Source organism: Rosistilla oblonga, assembly GCF_007751715.1.
GTDB classification, from domain to species: domain Bacteria; phylum Planctomycetota; class Planctomycetia; order Pirellulales; family Pirellulaceae; genus Rosistilla; species Rosistilla oblonga.
Genome location: NZ_CP036292.1, coordinates 4,396,067 through 4,419,162 on the forward strand (window position 1 = coordinate 4,396,067; position 23,096 = coordinate 4,419,162).

Consider the following 23,096-nt stretch of genomic DNA (forward strand, 5'->3'; position numbering starts at 1 on the left):
GAAACAACTTGTTAAACAGCTTTCAAACTGATCGCCACCGATTCGCGAAGAGCCTTAAGCGCGGGTGGCAGCGCTCCCAAAACTCCTAATAACAATCCGACGCCGCAACCAACCAAGATTGCGACACTGTCAATTCGTAACGTGAAAGCGCCCATCGTAAACCGCACCGCCAGTCCGTTGAGCATCGTCAGCGCGATCACGCCCGAGAGCAACGAAGCGGCCGCAGCCAACAAGACGCCTTCCTGCACAAGGCTCAGCAAAATCGCACGCCTCCGAAATCCGAGCGCTTGCAGTGTCGCCAGCTCTCGAATCCGCCCGGCGACGGCCCCATACATCATGTTCAATCCAGCAAAAACGCCCGCTCCCGAAACCAACGCGACGACAAACCAAGCCAACAACCGAACCGGTCGGTAGTGCTGCTGCAGCGATGCGTAGTAGTCGCTCTCGCGGAGCGCCCTGAGTTCCAGATCCGTTCGCTCCTTGCAAAACAATTCGATCTCCGCGGCACTTGCTCCGGGAGCCAACAGCAACGCGACGAGGCTGAGATCTTGGCGTTTCGTGACCGTTTGAAAGGCGGACAGATCGCACCAGATCTCCGATTCATACGCCGCACCGTCGGCAGCGAAATGACCGCTGACGGTCCACGTCTCCCCCTCGAACTGAATCGTTTTCCCGATCGCCAACGCGTCGCTGTGGCTGCCCAATTTCGCCGATGCCAGCCGCCCCACGATCACCTCGTTCTGCTCCGGCCAAACGCCATCAATGATCTTCACGTTCCGCCGCACCAACGGCGCCCGGTACGTCACGCCTCGCACCAATCCCAGCCCATTCTCTTGGTCGGATGTCGAGACGCGTGTTCCGAGATAGAGTTCGGGCGACACGTGGTCGACTCCAAATCGCTTCCAGGTTCCTCCCAAGCTTGCCGAAAGCAACGCGGGGGATCGAGCGGCGATCGACGAGTTTTCGATGTTCTCTTCGGAGTTAACCGAGTAGACCAGCACGACATCGTCATCGCCGCTGACCGATAGCGATTGCTCCAGTCCACGAATGAACCCAACCACTACAAATACCAACATCACCACGGTCGCCAGAGCGAGCAACGTGAGGCCGGTACGGACAGGGCGACGCGCCAAATTGCGGACGCCATATTCCCAGGGAAGCAACATGTATGAATCAACGTCTGGAACTCAGAAACACCACTCTCCAAACGTGCCTGTGGCGCATAGCGCGCATCAGCAAACACAGCATGGAAACCAAAGAATCGCTGCGAAGCATTTCAACAGTTCGAAAACCTCAAGACGAGGCAGACGAAACTGCGGTAAAACGATCACCGCGGGCTATAGAAGATGGCGTTGTTAGATCAGCCAAGATTGGTGCGCAATCCGCGCAACGCGTCCCCACAGATGGGACGGACGATCGATGTCTTCGAGAGAGTGTTTACGCAAGCCAACCTGAGAGGTCAGCAGAAGCGAAGCGGACGGTCCGGGGAGCCACACGATCGTCGCGGTCTCCGCGTCGGGAGCCTGCGGTGCGTCTTGAAGCGTTGCTCCCTCGCAGATGCAGTTGGGGCAAGAGCAATCGTCGCCAACTGGGTTCTCGGATGATTCGGCCGATGATGTCGCTGCGTTCTCCTGACAACAGGCACAACCAACGGCCGAAACCTGCGAAGCGTCTGCCGACGCAGCATGACAACTCATACAGCGCATCGGGCAGGCCAATAGATTGGCGATCAACAGGAGTGCAAGGAGCGTTCGAATCATGAGTCCATATTAGCGTCGAGGTGTGGTTGCGACAACAGGAACTGCGGGAACTATCCGGTCTAAAACATCGTTCCCCGAGCCTCCCCCAGAATGGTATAGCAGCAGAACCTCTACACCTAGTATATCTTGCTCATGTCACAAGGGAGCTGATAGCGAATCGAAAATCGGACCTCCCGAACAACATCCACCTTGACATGCAGGTTTAATTCTCTACCTTTAGGTGGAGATATGGAGTTGTGGCGTGTTAGTACTCCGCCAACCGCGTTCACTCGAATAGGAAATTGGAAAAATGCTGAGCGAAAAGACGATTGAAATTGTCAAACAGATCACTCCCGCCGTAGCTGCCAATGCGGAGACGATCACCTGCAAGTTCTATCAACGGATGTTTTCGGAGAACCCCGAAGTCAAAGCATTTTTCAATCAGGCCCACCAGCACAGCGGGGGCCAGCAAAAGGCGTTGGCTGGCGCGATCTGCGCCTACTTTTCGAACATCGACAACCTCGAAGCCCTCGGTCCGGCGGTCGAACTAGTTGCGCAAAAGCATTGCTCCCTCGGGATCCAACCCGAACACTACCCGATCGTCGGCAAGCACCTGTTGGCCGCGATCAAGGAAGTGATGGGCGACGGCGCGACCGAAGAGGTGCTTGGCGCGGCGGGCGAAGCGTATGGCGTGTTGGCCGAGATCTGTATCGGCCGCGAAAATGAAATCTACCAGCAACAGAAAACTCAGCCCGGTGGATGGAACGGTTACCGCGAACTGGTTGTCGATCGCAAGGTTCCCGAGAGCGACGAAGTGACTTCGTTCTACCTGACCGCCGACGACGGCCAACCGCTGCCCGATCATCTGCCCGGTCAATACATCACCGTTCAGATCGAACATCCCGTCACGCCGACCTCGCCGCGAAACTACAGTTTGTCGGATCAGCCCGGCACGGGGTACTATCGGATCAGCGTTAAACGCGAAGCGGGCGCCGACGACGACACGCCCGGCGGGCTGATTTCGAACTACCTACACGACGCGATCAGCCCCGGCGACCGAATCTCAGTCGGACCTCCGTGCGGCGAATTCACAATCTGTCCGATGCGAGCTGCCGACCGCCCGGTGGTCTTCCTGGCCGGCGGGATCGGAATCACGCCTCTGTTGTCGATGGCGAAAACATTGGTCGCCGCCAAAACCGAAGCCCCGATCTACTTCCTGCAAGCCGCTCGCAACGGCAACGTGCACGCTTTGGGGAGCGAAGTCCAAGAACTGGCGTCGCGCGGTGTCAACGTCCAGCCCCGCGTGCTCTACGACAGCCCCTCGGAAAGCGACTTGGCGGACAAGAAGTGCGATTCCGCTGGCATGGTCAGCAAGGAACTGATCCAAGACTGGACTCCCTTCGCCACTGCCGACTTCTACTTCTGCGGCCCCAAGCCATTCATGGCCAGCGTGCACTCGATCCTGAAAGATTTGGGAGTCGACGATTCGCGGATGCACTACGAATTCTTCGGCCCCAAAGCTGAACTGACAGCGTAGTCATCGAACCGCGATCCTATTCGTGGAGCTGCGAATCGCCAGCTCCACGACCGAGCCGAGTAGACAGGTCCGAAGCATCGGCCATTTGCATAGCCCAGGCCAAGCGAAGCGCCGGCCCCACCCGATCCAACTCTGCGATTGCCTTCCTTCCTCGCTGACGCTTCTCTAATACGTCTACAGTCTCAACGCGACACAGTATCTGGCCCCAAATCAATGTGACTTCTTTCTGCAGATACCCCGTTCACAACGCGTTCTCCGACAAACTTCTCTTAACAGTCACTTCGGGTGTTGCGATACGCTAAGATACGTCGCAACCAACCTCCCCCCACCCGAAGCTTCTATTTGGAGAACCCGCCATGCTTCTATTGGTTTCTCAACTGCAACGTCCTCTGGCGATGCTTGCAGCCACCGCGTCGATCCTACTTGCGACCGCGTCACCTTTGTTCGCTGCCGAGCTGCACATCGGCGGGGCTTCGGTCAGCATTACCCCCGACCAGCCGGTGGCGCTAACCGGACAGATGCGAACGCGGATCAGCGCGAATGTCGAGAGCGAAGTCACCGCGACAGCGCTCGCTCTCGAATCGCGTGACGGTGACAACGTCGTCGACCAAGCGATCATGGTGTCGTGTGATCTGATTGCGATCCGCGAAGGGTTGCTCGACGCGGTTCGCCAACGCCTGCAGGACCAGATTCCCGATTTTGATCCCAGCAAGCTCGTGATGAACGCCACTCACACGCACACCGCTCCGGTTCTTCGCGAAGGGATCTACGAACTGCCCGACGAAGGAATCATGCGTCCGAGCGAATACGTTGAATTCCTGGCCGATCGCGTCGCCGGTGCAGCAGCCACCGCGTGGCAGGCCCGTCAACCTGGCCAGGTCGGCTGGGGACTTGGCCATGCCGTTGTCGCTCAGAACCGTCGCACCGTTTATTCCAACGGAACCGCTGCGATGTATGGTGCGACCGCCAAAGATAACTTCCTCGAGATCGAAGGCTACGAAGACCACGGTGTCGAGGTGCTCTTCTTCTGGGATGCCAAGGACCAGTTGATCGCCACATGCGTCAACGTCGCCTGTCCCGCTCAAGAAGTCGAAGGCCGCTCGGCCGTCAACGCCGACTTTTGGCACCCGGTTCGCAATACGCTGCGTGAGAAATACGGCGAGGATCTGCACGTCTTGGCATGGACCGGCGCCGCCGGCGACCAATCGCCTCACCTGATGTACAGCAAACCTGCCGAGGAACGGATGCGGAAACTGCGCGGGCTGACGCGTTTGGAAGAACTCTCGCGTCGGATCGTCGTCGCCTGGGAAGAAGCCTTGCAGGGGGCCAGCCAAGAGCGGCACAGCGACGTTCCTTTTGTCCACACCGTGAAGACGATCGAGTTGCCCGAGCGAATGGTCACGCATGAGGAATCGTTTGCGATCAAGGCCAAGGTCGCCGATCTTGCGACCGACCCGAAACAGAAACGTCGGATGCAGTGGCATCAGGCGGCCGTCGACCGCTTCGATCGCCAACAAGCGGGCGAACTGCAGCCCTACGAAATGGAGCTGCATGCGATTCGGTTGGGCGATATCGCGATCGCGACCAACGACTTCGAACTGTTCACCGACTTCGGGATCCAGATGAAGGCTCGCAGCCCCGCCCTGCAAACCTTTGTCATCCAACTGGCCGGCCCCGGAACCTACGTCCCCAGCGCGCGGGCAGCTCGCGGCGGTGGCTACAGCGCCATCGTGGAGAGCAACCTCGTTGGCCCCGAGGGAGGCCAGGCGCTCGCCGATCAAACGGTTGAGCAACTGAAGTCGCTGTGGTCCGACAAATAGCGTTTCGGACTTACTACAATGTCTTGAAAGCTCACCTTTGCCATCCCACCTTGAATCCGTTCTGGAGAACCATCAATGAATCACATCCCCGATCCGCAACGTCAGCCAGGCCCATCGCGTCGGAAGTTCCTGGCCGCATCCGCCGCGGCGACCAGCTGTCTCATGCTACCGGCTGATAACAACCTGCGAGCAGACACCGAAGGCGTCCGTTCGACCGATCATTTCTGGTATCGGCTGGCTCCCGAAGGGCCGTACATCGATTCGCAGCGCGACAACAAAGCGTTTGGCTTCGGTCTCGGAAAGGTCTACCTGTCGGAGGACAATGGCAAAACGTGGGCTCACGACGCGATCTTCCGCAACGCCGACAACATCACGTTCAGCGTCATCTTAAAGAACGGCAACATCCTGTTCGCCACAAGGACCAAGCTGTATCTGAGCACCGACAATCTGAAGACCTACAAACAGATCACGGTGAAAAACAGCGACGGCAGCGATTACCTTCCCCACACGCCGATCGATCCCGCCAATCCGGGCTGGTACTTCCATTCACTCGATGGCGTTCACACCTGGGATGTCGACGGATCGGAGATGCTCGTTTGGGGGAACTACTGTAACGTGATCGGCGGCGCTGTCCCGGTCAACATCTACTACTCGACCGATCAGGGCGAAACGGTCAAGCTCGCGTATTCGTTTGGGCAAAACCCGACCTTCCAACAAAAGGGCGGCGACAAGTCGGATTGGGTCGGCGATCCCAGTAACCCTGTGATCTGCCGACACGTCCATACCGTTGCCTACAATCCAGCGGAAAACGCGTTTTACGCCTGCACCGGCGACCACGACCGCGTGATCGATGGCAAGGCGCAGCAGGAGTGTCATTGGTTGCGAGGCACCTACGACGCGGCCAAAGACGCTTGGGATTGGAAGGTCTTAGTTTCCGTTAACTCCAACTCGCGATACAAGTCGGGGGGGATTAACTTCGTCGACGGCCAACTCTATTGGGCCTCTGATGCCAACGGAAACAACGGCACGATGCCACACGACCGCGGCATCTTCCGCTGCGATCCAGCCGACATCGCCGATCCCAGCAAACACACGATGTTGTTCAATCCGCACTATGAATCGGCGAACATGATCATCGAAGACGACGTGTTTCTGTCGGCGCACTACGGCCCCGCGTCTCCGTTCAACACCGGCTTCATCATTTCGACCGACAGAGGGAAGACTTGGGCGGAATACGACTTGCCTCAATTTGGCAAGCGTTCACCGTTGAGGTTCCACAAGAAGAATAGCGACGGATGGTTCCGCGTCGATCTGCGAAAGGGCTGGATCGAACGGGGCGAAGTCCTGTTTATCAAGCCGAAGCCGTAGCGACGACCGCCGCAAAGCGAGAGCCCGCGGCGATCAATCCGTCAGCGGCGAGAAACGTTTCTCGCCGCATGGCGAAATCGCAAACTTACGCCAACGGTTCGAAGTCCGATTCTTGGAAGTCGGCGACTTCTTTCAGCCAGCGTTCTTGGACAAACTCGACGTGCGCCGGATGATCGCAGTAGGCAGCGAAGTGTTCGGCGGTCTCGAACCACATCGAGATCCCAAACCGATGCGGGTTCTTGGGGCTCGTCTGCCGGCGGATCTGAAAGTTGTGCACGTTGGGGATCGATGCGAGTTCCGCTGCCGCGGCGAGGAAGTCGCTCTCGGCGGCGGAGCCAGCGGGATGGGACAGTTGGAACGTGACGGTGTGTTCGATGGGAAGCTGGGTCATGGTGAGCGGACTGCCTGTGGAAGCGTGGCCTGGAACATAGTTGAGGTGTGTCGGCCGAGGATTTCCGGTGCCAGCCGAAGCGAGCAGACGCGGAGCACCAACAAGCCGATAGGTGAACGGAAGGGCTGGGGTATCCAGCGAGCCGCCGCGGAAGCAAAGCGAGTTCGCGCGGCGATTGTGTACACAGATTATCGGCTGCTTCACCGCACCGCAACGTTCGTGACGACGACCTCCGGGGCGAATCACTCTTTCAAACGGGAGTGTCATAAAAATTGGTAACCCGACGCGTCAGCGAGGAATTCGCGCGGCGCGTCGCTTACGTGTCGGGTTACCAATAATGTCTAAGCTCAAGCAGTGATTTGCCCCGCCCCCACTTCTTCCCATTGACTCCGCCGCTACCGGCGGATATCCTAAATCGCAGATTGACGATTAAAGGGAGTACATGGCCAAAAAATCAAGTGTTAAACAAGGATGCGATTCGACGCCGGTAAAGCTGGCTGCGGATGCGTCGGCGACCGATTTTGCGAAGCTCGCGTGGGCGATCGCTCATCCGGCTCGCGTTCAAATCGTTCGCTTGTTGATCGGCCGCAAGGCGTGTGTTTGCGGCGACATCGTCGCGCAACTGCCGCTGGCCCAATCGACGGTCTCCCAACATCTGAAGATCTTGAAAGAGTCGGGGTTGATCCAAGGTGAAGTCGACGGGCCCAAGGTCTGTTACTGCATCAACGCCGACCGCCTGGCGCGACTGAAAGAATTGGTTGCCGGATTGTAAGTCCGGTTTTTATTTCGCGGCGATTATCGTACAGCGGCGATAAACGATATTCCGATAGACAAACGTAGAGTTCCAGTTTTCACTTTCCCCGAGGAGCATGAGATGACGACCGTGACGATTTATGACAAGGCGATGTGTTGTTCGACGGGAGTTTGCGGACCGCAGGTCGATCCCGTCCTGCCTCGCTTTGCCGCCGACCTGGACTGGTTGGCCAGCCAGGGACACGAGGTCAAGCGTTTCAACCTGTCGCAAAACCCGACCGAATTTGTCGCCAACCCGATGGTTCAAAAAATGCTTGCCGAAGCGGGCGTCGAATGCTTGCCATTGGTGATCGTCGACCAACAGATCGTCAGCCGCGGTGAATACCCATCGCGCGACAACCTGGCGATGTGGACCGGCACGCCGCTGAAACGCCCCACGTCGCTGCCGATGACCGGCGGCGGTGGGTGTTGCGGCGATACGGGTTGTTGTTAGTTCACCGATTGTAGTTCAGATTCCCCCGAGGAGCGGTCATGGATCATTTGCAAAACGCGACGCGAAATTTGTTCTTTACTGGAAAAGGTGGCGTCGGCAAGACGTCGCTCGCTTCGGCGACAGCTGTCCAATTGGCCGAAAGCGGCCAACGGGTGCTGTTGGTTTCGACCGATCCGGCGTCGAATCTCGACGAGGTGGTGGGGACGGCGCTCGGCAACGAACCGACAGCCATCCCCGACGTCGCGAATCTGTACGGCATGAACATCGATCCCGAAGCCGCGGCCAACGCCTATCGCGAGCGGATGGTCGGTCCCTACCGAGGCGTGTTGCCCGATGCGGCGGTCAAGAGCATGGAGGAACAGTTCTCCGGATCCTGCACCGTCGAGATCGCAGCGTTTGATGAGTTCTCCAAACTGTTGGGCGATCCTTCGGCGACGGCGGAGTTCGATCATGTGATCTTCGACACCGCACCAACCGGGCACACCTTGCGTCTGCTGACTCTCCCGTCGGCCTGGTCGGGCTTCATGGAATCGAGCGTCTCGGGGACCTCGTGCCTGGGCCCGCTGGCTGGATTGCAAGCTCAACAAGCGATCTACAAACGGACGGTCGCCGCGCTCAGCGACGCCACCGCGACGACGTTGGTGCTGGTGACACGTCCCGAAGCATCGGCGTTCAATGAAGCCGCCCGCACGAGCGTCGAACTGCGCAAGTTGGGCGTCTCGAACCAGCACCTGATCATCAACGGCCTGTTCCAATGCGAAGACCAATCGGGCAGCGATCCGATCGCGACGGCATTGCAGCGTCGCGGCGAAGCTGCCATCGCAGCGATGCCCGATACCGCAAAAGAACTGCCGCGAAGCATCGTGCCCTGGTCGTGGGCGGGGCTGATGGGAATCGAAGCGCTCCGCAATGTCGGCCGGCCAGCCGAGGCGGAAGCCGCGGCCGATGAAAGCCCCGCGCCGATCGAGAGCTTCCCAGATGGGCTCGAATCGCTGTTGGACGACTTGGCCGCGCCCGGGCATGGCGTGATTTTGGCGATGGGCAAAGGGGGCGTTGGCAAAACGACAGTCGCATCGGCGGTCGCTGTCGCATTGGCTCAGCGCGGATTGCAAGTTCACCTGTCGACGACCGATCCGGCAGCTCATGTGACGGCGATGCTGGCCGCGGACCAATTGCCCGGGCTGAGCGTCGGCCGCATCGATCCCGTGCAAGAGACGGAGGACTATCGAGCCGAGGTGCTTCAAACCGCCGGAGCCGACCTCGACGCCGCCGGACTCGCGTTGCTGGAAGAGGATCTGCGATCGCCCTGCACCGAGGAGGTCGCCGTCTTCCGTGCGTTCGCCAAAGCTGTCGCCGAAGGGACCGACCGATTTGTCGTTTTGGATACCGCACCGACCGGGCACACAGTGCTGCTGCTGGATGCCGCGATGGCCTATCATCGCGAGGTCACTCGGCAGACCAACCAGATGCCCGAATCGGTTGAGAACCTGTTGCCGCGGCTGCGCGATCCCGACTTCACCCGCGTGCTGTTGGTCACCTTGCCCGAAGCGACGCCGGTCCACGAAGCGGCAGGCCTGCAAGCCGACCTCCGCCGCGCCGAGATCGAACCGTTCGCTTGGGTCGTCAACCAGAGCCTGCTGCCGTTAGCGGTTAGCGACAGTTCGCTGCGGCGGCGCCAGCACCTGGAACTGCGGTATGTCGAAGAGGTGCAAAACGAACTCAGCCAACGGATCGCCTTGATCCCATGGCAAATCGATCCGCCCACCGGCGTCGAAGGACTCAGCCAGTTGACCGCCGAGAACCACAACCCGTCCCATCAACCCACATCAAATTAAGGCTTTTGAAGATGACAACGACAGCAAAAAAGAAGATCCTGTTTTTGTGCACGGGCAATTCATGCCGCAGCCAGATGGCCGAAGGCTGGGCGCGTCACTTTCATTCCGATCGCTTAGAGGTTCACTCCGCGGGAATCGAAGCCCACGGGCTGAACCCCAACGCGGTGGCGGTGATGCAGGAAGCGGGAGTCGACATTTCCAACCAGTCGTCGAAACTTGTCGACACGCTGGCCGAAGTGCCCCTGGACTTGGTGATCACCGTCTGCGGTCACGCCGACGAAAACTGCCCCGTCTTTTCGTCGCAGACGCAAACCGTGCACGTAGGTTTCGACGATCCGCCGAAGCTGGCTCGCGATGCCGCCACGCCGGAAGAGGCGATGGATCACTTCCGCCGGGTTCGCGATGAGATCCGCGACTTTGCTCGGGATCGTCTCCTCAAACTGGTCGGCTAACCGTACCTTTGCGGCGCCGCAAGCGGCGCATCGAGGGAATCTAGACGAGTAATCTGGCCAAGGTCGCGATGCGGGTTAGAATGGACGCAGATACACCGGTTTGACGCCGTCTCCTATTTCTCGCTGATCAGATTCGACTCTATGGCCATTCGTCTCAAGTGCAAGTGTGGTAAAGACTTAAGCCTCAAGGATGAGTTGGCGGGCAAGTCGATTCGCTGCCCGGGTTGCAAGGAAGTCCTGAAGGTTCCCAGCGGCAACGCCCCGCCGAGTCGGCCCGCTGCTGCCGCCCCGTCGCAACCAACTTCGTTCCCCGCCGCGGCGGCCGCTGCACCAGCATCCGGTGGTGTCGGTTCGTTGTTTGACGACGAAGGGATCGGTCAATTGACTGGCCCGGTCTGTATGGCTTGTGCAAAAGAAATGCGTCCGGGGACCTTGATCTGCATGAACTGCGGATACAACACGCAGACCGGCGAACGGGTGCAAGGCTTCACCGAATCGCAGGTAGCGGCATCGGAGTTTGGGCACGCCGCGTTGGATGAAGCGGCGGCGCACATGCGTCGCGATGCGAAGGTACAACAACAGATCAGCGGGACCGGGATGCCGGTCTGGATGCTGGCCACGATCCTAATGTGCTTGGGCGGATTGGCTGTGATGGGCGTCTTCGTCAGCAACGCGATCGCAGCCGAAGAAGGAGCCAACAGCGGGTCGCCCGTTCCGCGAGGGATGCTGTTGGTGATCCTGTTGTTCCTGCAGGCTTGCAGCATGTATTTCTGGATCAAGATCATGATCCACGGCTTCAAAGAATCCGCACTGCACGGCTTTCTATCGCTGTTCATCGGATTGTACGCATTGATCTATGCGTTCCGGCGGCCGGAGATTCGAACCTATGGTTGGTCGCTGCTGACGATCTCGATCATCTATTCGATTGTCTTCTTTGGCGGCTTCGCTCTGCTCGGCCTGCTAGGGCTTGGTTAATCGGTCGATTCGCTGCAAACGCTATCTTTTCTCCGACGCTCAGGGTCGGCGGTTTGAATGGTCGAAGGAGACCGAAGGCTTTCCAGAGTCGCTGGTTCCTTCCTCCTTCCCTCGGGCTGTAGATCGATGTTTGTTAACGCGCCGGTACATTGGCATGAAGGAATGTTTCTGAGACCTCAGCACTTCCAGATCTCCGAACGAAACATTCACGACCAAATCCGCGACAACGTCCAATGGAACCGCCACTTCAGTTGGGGCCTGCGGCGTTTTCGACTCGACCCGACAGCGCTCGCCAACAACCGGATCGTCGTGTCGGAACTGGCGCTGCGGATGCGCGACGGCACGCTTGTCGCATATCCCGAATCGGGCAGCCTCCCCGAACTCGATCTGCGACAGGCGATGTTGGGCAAACAAACGCTGACTCTATTTGCAGCGATTCCGAAGCTGGAAGCTGCCGCGGCTGCGGCCACGCGCTACCGCGTCGAATCGCTCGATCTGGAGGATGCTAATTCGGGCCAGAATCCACGCCCGATCCAGCTGCGCCGGTTAAACGTTCGGTTGTTATCCGATGCCGACGATCACGCCGGTTACGCCACGATGCCGTTGCTGCGGGTCCGCCGCGCCGATCACGCCGAGGGAGCTCCCGAGCTGGACCGGACGTTCATCCCGCCGCTGTTGGCCGTCGATGCCTGGGCGACGCTGGAGCAAGAGATCGTGCGGCCGGTGTTCGATCGGATCGGCAAAAAGCTGGATTTGGTCTCCAACCAAGTCGTCTCGCGAGGGATCACCTTCGATTCGACTTCGCAAGGCGATCGGATGATCCTGGAACAGATGCGGGTGATGAACGAAGCGTATGCCGAACTGAGCGTGCAGGCCTTCACACCGGGCATCCATCCGTTGGAGATCTTCCATCAGCTGTTGAGCTTTGTCGGCCGGATGGCTGTCTTCACCGCGGGTCGCCGCGTCCCCGATCTGCCGAAGTACGACCACGACGATCTGGGCAGCTGTTTCTGGACGGCGCGGCGGTTGGTCGATAGCGTCTTGGACGCGGTGATCGAAGCCGAATACAGCGAGCGAGCTTTTGTGGGAGCGGGCCAACGGGTGCAGGTCGCGCTCGAACCGGCTTGGTTGGAACCGGGCCAACGTCTGTTTGTCGCCGTCGCATCGACGCTGCCGACCGAACAGACTCGCGGTCTGGTCGAGAAGCGGTTGGACATGAAGATCGGTGCCGGAAGCACTGTCGACGAACTGTATCGACTGGGGCGAGCCGGGCTGCAGTTCAGCTATCGCGCCGATCCGCCGCGGTGTCTGCCGATGCGACCGGGGCGAGTTTTCTTCAGCGTCGATCCCAAGGCGTCGGCCGACCAATGGGCCGCCGTCGAACGTGGGCTCTCGCTGGCGGTTCGCTTCAACGAGAACCTGATCGCTGGCGACGTGCAAAACCGCCGCGCGATCGATGTCGTGATCGATGGCCGCCCGGTGACGTTGGAATTTGTGCTGTACGTCGTCCCACCATCGGCGGTTTAAACACCGCCGCCAACCGTTCGTTTAGAAACGGTTACCAAAACCCGATCGCTCGTCCACAAGACCGCACCGGTCGCGCCGATTGCGCCGACCGCTAGCATTTGATTGTGGTTTCGATTCCAGCGCGCCGATAAGTCCCGATGGACAAACAGACGAGGCTCAGGGATCCGAGCTTCCGAGGTTTTGGTATCGCCGCGCGACATGAGGTCGCCAGCTGCCACACGGAGGAACAAGAGATATGGCCCAGCCTGCCGCCGATGCCGAGGCTCCGCGGAGTATTCGTCGCGATGTCGCTGCGATCGCTCTCGCTGCGCTAACGACGATTCTGGCTGTCTCTCTATTCACGTTCGATCCAGCCGATCCGGTCGAGCCGCCTGTCTGGCCGCTCAGCTCGCTCTACTCCCCCGACACGCTGGTCTTTCCCGAAAACGGACGGATCACCAACGCCTGCGGCTACTGGGGTGCGATCCTCGCCGGTTCGCTGCTGACCGGCGCTGGCGTCGGCGCCTGCCTAGTCGTTTCGGTCCTTGGCGGAATCGCGGTCAGCGTCCTCTGGAAAGGTGGCGTTTCGGCGCCGGTGATGCGTTCGCTCGGCTGGACCCTGGTCCTGCTGTCGCTCACGACCGGGGCGTCGCTGTCGGAATTGGACCTCGCCAATATGCCGATCGTTGGCGCCGGCGGCTATCTTGGGGCGATGACCAGCACGTGGTTGCGGATGCACTTCGCATCGGCGGGCGCCTGGATTCTGACCTTCACCTGCCTGATGTTCGGGATGCTGATGGCAACCGATTACATCCTGGTTTATGCGACTAGCAAAGTTGCCAGCACCAGCGCCAAGACCTCGGTCGCTGGGCTGCGTCAAGTCGGGAAAATACTCCCCAAACGCGCCGTTCACGGGGGAGAACTGCAGAGCGATCTGGACGGTTCGGAATATCTCGAAGGCGACGACGCCGACGAACCGGAAGCCGAAGCCGCGTCGCAGCCGAGCGTTCGGATTCGCGGCCGCAAGCCCGAGCAGTTGACGGCGGCTGCCGAAGCCGAGCCGGCGGAGGAAGCGAGCCCCGAGGTCGAAGCCGAAGTGACCGAGGCGGAACCCGAAGAGGTGGAAGTCGAAGCGGAGGAAGCGGCCGAGACACGCGAGATCGTTGTCGAAGACGAGAAGCTGACGGTGCGTCTGGATCCGCCTCACGAGGAGACTCCCGAGCTGAAGGTCAAGACGAAGCAGAATCGCAAACCCAAAACCGAGTCGTTGGACGAATCGATGCGGGAGCAGATGCCCGAAGGGGCCGACGATTACCTGTTGCCAGCGGTGACCTTGTTGGACGAATCGGACGACATTTGTTACGACGACCAACTTGTCGAAGTCCGTCGCAAGGCCCGCCTGTTGGAGCAAGCCTTTGCCGACTTCAACCTGAACGTTCGCGTCAAGGAGATCGAAACCGGTCCGGTGATCGCGCAATACGAAGTCGAACTCGAGAAGGGTCTGCGACTGAACAAGATCACCGGCTTGGCCGACGATCTGGCGATCGCGTTGCGTGTCCCCACGGTCCGGATCGTGGCACCGATCCCGGGCAAAAACACTGTCGGTGTCGAGGTTCCCAACGATACGCGGCAGACGGTTCGGTTGCGTGAAGTGATCGAAGAGTGCAGTGGTTCGGCGAACAAGATGAACATCCCGGTCTTCTTGGGTAAAGACGTCTCGGGCAACCCGTTGACTGTCGATCTGGCCAAGATGCCTCACCTGTTGATCGCGGGCCGTACCGGTACGGGTAAAAGTGTTTGTTTGAACTCGATCATCACATCGATCCTGATGACTCGCCGTCCCGACGAGGTGCGGATGTTGATGATCGATCCGAAGATGGTCGAACTGTCGGGATATGGCCGCTTGCCGCACCTGATGCACCCTGTTGTGACCGACATGAAAAAGGCCGAAGCGATCCTCGCCTGGGCTGTCGACAAGATGGAGGAACGGTATTCGTTGCTGGCCAAGGTCGGCGTCCGGCATATCAACGGATACAACCAATTGGGCCGCGAGGAATTGGAGCGACGGTTCCAGCCCGAGAACGAAGAAGAGGCAGCGAACATCCCCGATCACCTGCCGTTTATCGTGATCGTCGCGGACGAAATGGCCGACCTGATGATGACCAGCGGAAAAGATGCCGAAACGCACATCATTCGACTGGCTCAGAAAAGCCGTGCTGTCGGTATCCACTTGATCCTCGCGACGCAAAAGCCGACCGTCGACGTGATCACCGGTCTGATCAAGAGTAACCTGCCGGCAAGGCTCTCGTTCCAGGTGGCTAGCAGCAGCGATAGCCGCGTTGTTCTCGATGCAAACGGTGCCGACAAACTGCTGGGCAACGGCGATATGTTGTTCCTGTGGCCCGGTACCAGCACGATGATCCGCGGTCAGGGAACCTACCTAAGCGATGAAGAGATCGATCGTGTCGTCGACCAGTGCAGCATGACCGAGCAGAATTTTGTCGGCGAGTTGATGAACCTGAAGGTCAAAGACGAAGAGGGAGCCGCTGGCGGCGACGAACCGACCGCCGCGCTGCGACGCCGCGACGATCTGTACGAGAGTGCGATCGAGGTCGTGCTCAACGAGGGGCGTGGCAGCCTGTCGCTGCTGCAACGGGCCCTGGGAATCGGTTACGGCCGTGCCGCTCGGATGATCGACTTCATGGCCGAAGACGGAATCGTTGGCCAATACAACGGGGCTCAAGCTCGCGAAGTCATCATCACCGCGTCCCAATGGGAAGCGATGAAAAACGGAAATGCGGAAGCGGCGGAGCCGAGCAAACCGGCGAAACGCAAATCCAAACCGGCGCCGGCCGTTGTCGAACAGGACGACTGGGACGAGGAGGAGGATGTCGATGCCGAGTCGATGGAATATGAAGAGGAAGTCGAAGAGAGCTGGGACGGTTAACGAGGGGCCTCGCGAGGCGTCGGTTCCATCCGCTCTCTAGCTCTGGCACAACCGGGTGAAGATCTCGCGATGCAGACGTTGGTGTTGCTCGCACTGAGCGATCAACGATTCCGAATCGCCAAATCCCAGCAGATAGACCAACTTGCCCAGCATGTCCTCATCGGTCGGCAGATCGTGTCGTTGGGGCGTGTTCAACAGCCGCAGCGCCGATTCGACGCGCCGCAAGAACGCGTAACCATCCTCCAATTGATTGGCGGTTTCGCCATCCAAGATCGCCGCCCGTCGCAAGGCTTCGATCGCGCCAAGCGTCCCCGGCACAAGCACCTCGGGATGCGCCTTGGCATGTTGCAGCTGCAACATCTGGACGACAAGCTCGACATCCATCGTGCCGCCGGCGGAGCGTTTCAGATTCTTCTGCGACGCCCCCTGCTGGTTCGACTGGCGAAGTTCCCAAACCTGTTGTCGCAGGTCGGCGATCGCGCTCGATTGGTTTACGACTTCGCGAATCGATTGCATGGCAAGGTCCTGCGCCGCCGCAGAACCATGGATCGGCCGCGCCTTGCACAGCGACAACCGCTCCCAGAGAGTTCCCGATCCACCGTCGAAGTAGTGGACCAATTGGGCAAACGGAACCGCCAAGATGCTGCTGCCGCCGCTGGGTCGCAGTTTCGTATCGACGTGGTACAGGCGGCCCTGCGGCGAAACCGCGTTCGCCAATTGCGTAGCTCGCTGGCACAACTGGTTGAAGAAGTGGTTGTTGGTTGTCCCTTCGCTGCGTCCGCCCCGCCGCGGTTTGGTGTGCCCTTCGCTTTCGTATAAAAACATCAGGTCCAAATCGCTGTGGTAGTTCGGCTCGCGGCCTCCCAATTTCCCCACCGCCAGAATCACCAACTCGCAAGGCCGGCCATCGCGAGTTTGCGGGTCGCCGAAACGCTGAGCAAGGATCTCGTATTGTTCACCAACGATCCGCTGGATGCAGATCTCGGCGCAATCGGCCAACGTTTGGTGCGTCGATTGGATATCGTCTTTTCCCAACACGTCGCGGACACCGACGCGAAGGTGGACCGAATTGCGGAAGCTGAACAGGATCCGCGGCACGTCCTCGGCGCCACGGCACATCTCGCCGGCCAGCGAATCGAGTTCCTCGTGCGATGGCAAACGGTTCAAAATCAGCGAATCCATCAATTCGTCGATCATTCCCGGGTTGCTGGTCAGGATGCCGATCAAATACGGCCCGACCGCCGATAGCCGAACGACCATCTCGAGCGTCGCCGGCGCAAAGCTTGCGAGTTCCCAGAGTGCGCTCTTGCCACCTAACGAATCGCTAAACCGAACCATGTTCTCAAGCGCCAGCGGAGGGTCGGGAGTTTTCGCGAGCGAGGCGAGCAACCGCGGTGCGATCGCCGCGAGGAAGTGGCGGCAGCGGCGTGTCGAAAGGAAGGGGATCTTTTCGTTAGCCAGTTCCATCAGCAGCTGATACGCCTGCTTGGGATCGGCAAATTCGAACGGCTGCAGCGTTTCGATGATCTGTTGATCGCTGGGGTCGGGATCCAAAACCAATTCGGTTTCGATCGGCACCTGTTCGTCATCGCCAAACGCGTCGTGCAACAGATGGTCGAGAATCCGCCGGTTGACCAACTGCATCTCGGCAAGCTTGCTGCCAAACGCAGCGACTGAATTTGGCCCCTCCGCGTCGCGATATCCCAATCGCCAGCAGAACCGCGTCAATTCGCGTGGCTCGCTAGGAATCGTGTGCGTTTCCAGATCGAACATGATCTGCAGATGATGCTCGACGCTGCGAAGGAACTTGTAGTTCTCCGACAACACCGTCGCTTCTTGAGGCGTCAAACAGCCGACTTGCTGCAGGGCGTCGATCGCGTGCAGAGTGTTCCCGGTGCGGAGCGGTTCGAGATCGCCGCCGTTGAGCAGTTGAAGAAACTGGATCGAGAACTCGATATCGCGAATCCCGCCGTGGCCGGTTTTGACGTTACGCGATTCGTCGCCAGCTCGCTTGGCTCGCTTTTCGATTCGCCGCTTGATATGGCGAATCCCCGCGATGTCGACGCGGCTGAGAAAACGCCGGTAGATCCACGGCTTCAAGGCTGTCAAAAACTCTTCGCCCAGATCTAAATCACCAGCGATCGGCCGCGCTTTGATCAGCGCTTGGCGATCCCAAGTCCTGCCGCTGGAGTTGTAATAACGAATCGCCGATGCGATGTCCGATACGGGAGGCCCGTTTTCTCCGTGCGGCCGGATTCTCAAATCGACTCGATAGGCGGCTCCCAGATCGGTCTGCTCGGTCAACAAACGGATGACCATCCGCGTCAGGCGATCGAAGTATTCGGCGGCGGGAATCGACCGCGTGCCGTTTGTCTTCTCGGCTTCGTCGCACAGGAACATCAGATCGATGTCGCTGCTGTAGTTCAGTTCGGATCCGCCCAATTTGCCAAGAGCCAAGACGACCAAGCGGGCCCGGGCACCGTCGTGTCGCACGGGAAAGCCACGCGAATCTTCCAACAGTCGCTGGGCCGCAACGATCGCACCTTGCGTGATCGCATCGGCCAGAATCGATATCTGTTGCGTGACTCGCTCCAGCGGTGCTTCGCGGATGAAATCACCGTACGCGATCCGCAGCGTCTCGCGCTGTTTGTAGGCTCGCAGCACGCGCATTACCGATTCTTCATCGCGAGCCGCCTTCAGATCGTGCAACAGATCGTCGATCAGAACTTGGTAGGCGACCGATTGGCCATCGGTGATCCGCACCTGATCAAACGAATCGGGAGCCCGGATCAATTGGTCGGCAAGATATTGGCTGGTCGAAAAGATCCGCAGCAGGGTCGGAAAGGAATTCCGATCGCGTTCGAAGAGGGCGACCAGCGATTGAGGGCTGCGCGACGCGGCGATGAACCGATCCAGGTTCGCCAGCGCGCTATCGCGATCGCTGGCGTCGGGAAGATGGCTGCCCAGCTGGCTGCACAAAAAGCCAAACATCTCGTCGTTTAATCCGCCACGACGGATCGACGCGAGCGATTCCAAACCACGCACCGGATCCTCGACCCCAAGCGATTGCAACCACTGGGCGGCGGCATCGGGATCGGTCAGTTGATCGTTCTCATTGGTCAAAGACATCGCAAGCAGGGCCTCGGCGTTCGGTGGCGTAATGCCGTCTGGTTCAGGCCCTGTGATTCTACCACCCCGATCACGCGATGCCACGCGGGGGCATTGGCGGGCGGGGCAGGAAAGCCCACCCCACCACGGGAACGCCAGCGTATAGAAACAGCCTGAGGCTTAATCAGCAGCCTTTTTCGGCTTCGATTCGGATTTGGCTGCTGGCTTTTTGTCGCTCGACTTCGAATCCGAACTCGACTTGCTGCTCTTCTTATCAGCCGCGGCCCCCTTCTTGTACGATTCGCTGCGGTAATCGGTCTGATAGAACCCCGATCCCTTAAAGACGACCGCCGCTCCGGTACCAAACAATCGTCGCAACTTCAACTTCTTGCACTCGGGGCACTTCTTCAAATGTGGATCATTGATCCCTTGAAAATGCTCAAACTCGTGACCACACGCATCGCACTCGTAATCGTAGGTTGGCATTCATTGGTTCCTGAAAATAGTTCAATGGCAAAGCCCCGCAGCACAACAACAGGTAGCACCTGGCACTGCGGGAGTATCAAAATGGTGAAGTTGCGGCGAATCAGCTACCGGTGCTGACGACGACCTGGCTCGGACGAACGACGCGATCGTGCAATTGGAAGCCTTGCGTTGCTTCGATCATGACGGTGCCAGCAGCGAATTCTTCGCTTGGCATCTGCGAGATCGCTTCGTGCACGTGCGGATCAAACGCCTCTCCCTTAGCGGGAATCGGCTTGCAGTTGAATTTGCCCAGCGTGTCTTCGAACTGCTTGGCGACCATCTGCACGCCTTCGACAAGACCGCTAGTCGATTGCGAAGTCTCCGCCGCTTCGAGCGCACGACGCAGGTTGTCGAAGACTTCCAACAGCCCTTGGATCAGGGGCAGCGAAGCGTATCGAATCTGTTCCTCGGCTTCGCGGCGGATCCGCTTGCGGACATTCTCCAGCTCCGCATGCAGCTTGAGAATCTGATCGTTGGCTTCCGCCAATTGGACCTCCAACGAAGGGCCTTCGTTATCTCCGCCGATCTCGCCAGCGACAGCTTCCAAAGCGTCGTCGTTGGGATTTGGTTCGGAGCTTGCGTCGAAGCCAACATCGTCGGTTGTGGTTTCGTCTGGTTCGTTTGATTCGGGGTTATTCATAGTGAAAGAGCATTTCCTGTTTGATGGATGGCGTACCGCTTCGACGCGGTACTATAAATCTCGTCGTGGATTTCGTCCGCTGCGGCAGCTTGGCAAGCGTGCCATTCCTGAGTGATTGCGACTGGGTTAAGCGTCCGATTCCTCGGGTTCAAAAAACGTCTTGATCTTATCCAAAAATGACTTCCGTTCGGGCATCACATGCTCCTCGTCGAGTTCCGCCAATTGGCGAAGCAGCTTCTCTTGCTTTTCGTTTACCTTTTTGGGGACTTCGATAAACGTTTGGACCAGCAGATCGCCGCGTCGGCCGCCGCGTGGATCGGGCATCCCGCGACCGCGTAAACGGTAGACCTCGCCGCTGCGGGTCCCCTTCTGAATCGTGAGTGTTTCGCGGCCATCGAGCGTCGGCACGTCCAATTCGGCTCCCAACACCGCCTGCGAATATCCGATCGGCAACTTCAGGATCAGGTTCGAACCGTCGCGTTGGAACAACGCATGCTCGATCACTTGAACGAAGCAGTAGGCGTCGCCGGGAGGCCCACCATCGGGACTCGCTTCCCCTTCGCCGGTGATCCGAACTCGCATTCCGTCGTCGACGCCGGCGGGGATGTCGACGTCCAGGCTGACCTGGCGTTCCTCCAACCCTTGGCCCCGGCAACTCTGGCACGGATCGCGGATCACTTTACCTGCGCCACCGCAATGTGGGCAGGAGGTCTGGACGCGCAAGATCCCCGCCGATTGAATCACTTGTCCCACGCCACCGCAGGCGACGCAGGGTTGCGGTTCGCTTCCTTTGGCTGCACCGGAACCATCGCAATCGGTGCAAGCGACACGGCGGCGGAACTTAACTTCTTTGCGAACTCCGCTAGCCGCTTCTTCCAGGGTCAACGTGACGTCACAGCGAACGTCGCCGCCGCGGCGAGCGCGTCGTCGTCGGCCGCCACCACGACCACCGCCAAACATATCGCCAAAGACCGATCCGCCGAACATGTCGCCGAACGCTTCGAAGATATCCTCGACGTCGTTAAACTGAGGACCGCCCCCCCCTAAACCCGCGTGACCGTATTGATCGTAGCGGGCTCGTTTCTCCTGATCGCTCAAAACCTCATAGGCTTCGCTGATCTCTTTGAATCGCTCGACGGCATCTTCATCGTCGCGATTGCTGTCGGGATGGTATTTAATCGCTAACCGGCGGTAAGCCCTGTCGATCTCTACCTTGCCGGCTTCCTTGCTGACGCTCAGCAATTCGTAATAGTCCCGTTTCTCGGCCATCGGATGATTCCGTCGTCGCTGCTGCAATAAACAGGGCCACTACCGAATGAACGCGGAAGTGGCCCTGTGTTGTCGTAAATAGGTTAAACCGTCACTCGTTACGAGATGACGCCTTCAACCGCACGCTTGTCCTTATCTTCCTGATCGAAGTTGGTGACCAATGCTTCGGTCGTCAACAACAGACCCGCGATGCTAGCCGCGTTGGCAAGCGCTGTGCGAGTTACCTTGACCGGGTCGATCACACCGTAAGCGAACATGTCGCCATATTCACCGGTGTAAGCGTTGTAGCCGTGGTTCTCTTTCAGTTGTTCGACGTTGTCGACAACGACGCTACCGTCGATCCCGCCGTTGTCGGCGATCTGACGCATTGGAGCATCCAGAGCACGCAGAACGATATCGACACCGATCTTTTCGTCGGCCTTCGCACCCTTCTTGCAGTCTTCGACAGCTTGCTTGCAGCGAACCAAAGCAACGCCGCCACCTGGCAGGATGCCTTCTTCAACCGCAGCGCGAGTCGCGTGCAGAGCGTCTTCGACGCGAGCCTTCTTCTGCTTCATGTCGGCTTCGGTTTCGGCACCGACGCTGACAATCGCAACGCCACCAGCCAACTTGGCCAATCGCTCTTGGAACTTCTCTTTGTCGTATTCGCTGTCGGTCTGTTCGATCTGAGCACGGATCTGCGAAACGCGCTTGTCGATGTCGGCACGCTTGCCGCCACCTTCAACGATCGTTGTCGAGTTCTTATCGACGCTGACCTTCTTCGCGCGGCCGAGGTGTTCCAGCGTGATGTTTTCCAGCTGAATACCCAGGTCTTCGCTGATCAGCGTACCGCCGGTCAGAACGGCGATGTCGCCCAACATGGCTTTGCGGCGATCGCCGAAACCAGGAGCCTTCACAGCACAGACGTTCAATGTGCCACGCAGCTTGTTGACAACCAACAAGGTCAGCGCTTCGGCGTCGACGTCTTCGGCGATGATCAACAAAGGTTGACCGCTCTGAGCCGACTTTTCGAGGATAGGCACCAAGTCGCGGATGTTGCTGATCTTCTTTTCGTACAACAGCACCAAAGCGTTTTCCAAGCTGGCTTCCATCGAGCCTGGATCGGTGATGAAGTAAGGCGAAACGAAGCCCTTGTCGAACTGCATGCCGTCGACGTAAGAGACTTCGGTTTCACGGGTCTTACCCTCTTCGACGGTGATTACGCCGTCTTTACCAACACGCTCCAAAGCGTCAGCCAACAGGCCGCCGATCTCGTTGTCGTTGTTAGCACTGATCGCACCAACGCTGGCAACTTGATCCTTGCTGCTGACCGGACGGCCCATTTCGTGCAGTTTGGCCGAAGCCGCTTCGACAGCGCGTTCGATGCCGCGACGGATCGCGGTCGGGTTGCTGCCGGCGACGATGTTGCGAAGACCTTCTTTGAAGATCGCACGCGCCAAAACGGTCGCGGTGGTGGTTCCGTCGCCTGCCAAGTCGCTCGTCTTTTGAGCGACTTCGACAACCAACTTGCTGCCCATGTTTTCAAAACGATCTTCGAGATCGACTTCTTTGGCAACCGTTACACCATCTTTGGTGACGGTCGGCCCGCCGAACGATTTGTCGATGATTACGTTGCGACCGGTTGGGCCCATCGTGATCGCGACAGCTTGGGCCAATTTATCAACACCTGCGAGCATTCGCGCTCGGGCGTGATCATCAAAAAGCAATTGCTTTGCCACGGTACTGTGTCCTTAAGCGT

Annotated in this window: 18 protein-coding genes; 10 read left to right on the plus strand and 8 right to left on the minus strand. The window is 58.9% G+C overall.

Going from position 1 to position 23,096, the window contains the following annotated elements:
* Positions 1-11 precede the first annotated feature (11 nt).
* Entirely contained in the window at positions 12-1,166 is a 1,155-nt protein-coding gene (locus CA51_RS15465) for an ABC transporter permease (RefSeq protein WP_145122093.1), read from the minus strand.
* 189 nt (positions 1,167-1,355) lie between these two features.
* Complete coding sequence (locus CA51_RS15470; protein ID WP_145122095.1) at positions 1,356-1,760, minus strand: hypothetical protein; 405 nt, start codon at positions 1,758-1,760, stop codon at positions 1,356-1,358.
* Between the two features lie 289 nt (positions 1,761-2,049).
* Here CA51_RS15470 and hmpA point away from each other — a divergent pair, with 289 nt between their 5' ends.
* The 3 genes from hmpA to CA51_RS15485 all read left to right on the plus strand — a co-directional run bounded on the left by hmpA (position 2,050) and on the right by CA51_RS15485 (position 6,464).
* Positions 2,050-3,276, plus strand: a complete 1,227-nt coding sequence (gene hmpA, locus CA51_RS15475) for an NO-inducible flavohemoprotein (protein ID WP_145122097.1) — start codon at positions 2,050-2,052, stop codon at positions 3,274-3,276.
* 356 nt (positions 3,277-3,632) lie between these two features.
* Entirely contained in the window at positions 3,633-5,096 is a 1,464-nt protein-coding gene (locus tag CA51_RS15480) for a hypothetical protein (RefSeq protein WP_145122099.1), read from the plus strand.
* 75 nt (positions 5,097-5,171) lie between these two features.
* Entirely contained in the window at positions 5,172-6,464 is a 1,293-nt protein-coding gene (locus CA51_RS15485) for a hypothetical protein (protein WP_145122101.1), read from the plus strand.
* Between the two features lie 85 nt (positions 6,465-6,549).
* Here the strand turns inward: CA51_RS15485 and CA51_RS15490 are convergent, their stop codons facing one another.
* Positions 6,550-6,855 carry a Dabb family protein gene (locus CA51_RS15490; protein ID WP_145122103.1) on the minus strand — a complete coding sequence of 102 codons (306 nt, stop codon included), beginning with the start codon at positions 6,853-6,855 and terminating at the stop codon, positions 6,550-6,552.
* 442 nt (positions 6,856-7,297) lie between these two features.
* Here CA51_RS15490 and CA51_RS15495 point away from each other — a divergent pair, with 442 nt between their 5' ends.
* From CA51_RS15495 to CA51_RS15525, 7 genes are all read left to right on the plus strand, one after another.
* Positions 7,298-7,627 (plus strand): ArsR/SmtB family transcription factor, encoded by a 330-nt coding sequence (locus tag CA51_RS15495; protein ID WP_145122105.1) that lies wholly within the window; start codon positions 7,298-7,300, stop codon positions 7,625-7,627.
* A gap of 102 nt (positions 7,628-7,729) precedes the next feature.
* Complete coding sequence (arsD, locus tag CA51_RS15500; protein WP_145122107.1) at positions 7,730-8,101, plus strand: arsenite efflux transporter metallochaperone ArsD; 372 nt, start codon at positions 7,730-7,732, stop codon at positions 8,099-8,101.
* Positions 8,102-8,139: 38 nt separating this feature from the next.
* Positions 8,140-9,936, plus strand: coding sequence for an arsenical pump-driving ATPase (arsA, locus tag CA51_RS15505; protein WP_145122109.1), 1,797 nt, complete (start codon positions 8,140-8,142; stop codon positions 9,934-9,936).
* A gap of 11 nt (positions 9,937-9,947) precedes the next feature.
* Positions 9,948-10,388 (plus strand): arsenate reductase ArsC, encoded by a 441-nt coding sequence (locus tag CA51_RS15510; RefSeq protein WP_145122111.1) that lies wholly within the window; start codon positions 9,948-9,950, stop codon positions 10,386-10,388.
* 141 nt (positions 10,389-10,529) lie between these two features.
* Positions 10,530-11,363: a hypothetical protein gene (locus CA51_RS15515; protein ID WP_145122113.1), complete on the plus strand. Its 834-nt coding sequence runs from the start codon at positions 10,530-10,532 to the stop codon at positions 11,361-11,363.
* A gap of 126 nt (positions 11,364-11,489) precedes the next feature.
* On the plus strand, positions 11,490-12,890 hold the full coding sequence (gene tssK / locus CA51_RS15520; RefSeq protein WP_261343035.1) for a type VI secretion system baseplate subunit TssK: 1,401 nt from the start codon (positions 11,490-11,492) through the stop codon (positions 12,888-12,890).
* Positions 12,891-13,125: 235 nt separating this feature from the next.
* Positions 13,126-15,816, plus strand: coding sequence for an FtsK/SpoIIIE family DNA translocase (locus CA51_RS15525; RefSeq protein WP_145122117.1), 2,691 nt, complete (start codon positions 13,126-13,128; stop codon positions 15,814-15,816).
* A gap of 36 nt (positions 15,817-15,852) precedes the next feature.
* On the opposite strand, the gene CA51_RS15530 is transcribed toward CA51_RS15525, so the two are convergent.
* The 5 genes from CA51_RS15530 to groL all read right to left on the minus strand — a co-directional run bounded on the left by CA51_RS15530 (position 15,853) and on the right by groL (position 23,076).
* Positions 15,853-18,945, minus strand: a complete 3,093-nt coding sequence (locus tag CA51_RS15530; RefSeq protein ID WP_145122119.1) for a [protein-PII] uridylyltransferase family protein — start codon at positions 18,943-18,945, stop codon at positions 15,853-15,855.
* A 159-nt stretch (positions 18,946-19,104) separates the two neighbouring features.
* The gene (locus CA51_RS15535; RefSeq protein ID WP_145122121.1) at positions 19,105-19,410 is read right to left on the minus strand and encodes an FmdB family zinc ribbon protein; all 306 of its coding nucleotides are present in this window, start codon (positions 19,408-19,410) and stop codon (positions 19,105-19,107) included.
* 100 nt (positions 19,411-19,510) lie between these two features.
* Entirely contained in the window at positions 19,511-20,089 is a 579-nt protein-coding gene (gene grpE, locus CA51_RS15540; RefSeq protein ID WP_145122123.1) for a nucleotide exchange factor GrpE, read from the minus strand.
* 126 nt (positions 20,090-20,215) lie between these two features.
* Entirely contained in the window at positions 20,216-21,358 is a 1,143-nt protein-coding gene (dnaJ, locus tag CA51_RS15545) for a molecular chaperone DnaJ (RefSeq protein WP_145122125.1), read from the minus strand.
* A gap of 98 nt (positions 21,359-21,456) precedes the next feature.
* Entirely contained in the window at positions 21,457-23,076 is a 1,620-nt protein-coding gene (gene groL / locus CA51_RS15550) for a chaperonin GroEL (protein ID WP_145122127.1), read from the minus strand.
* Positions 23,077-23,096 lie beyond the last annotated feature (20 nt).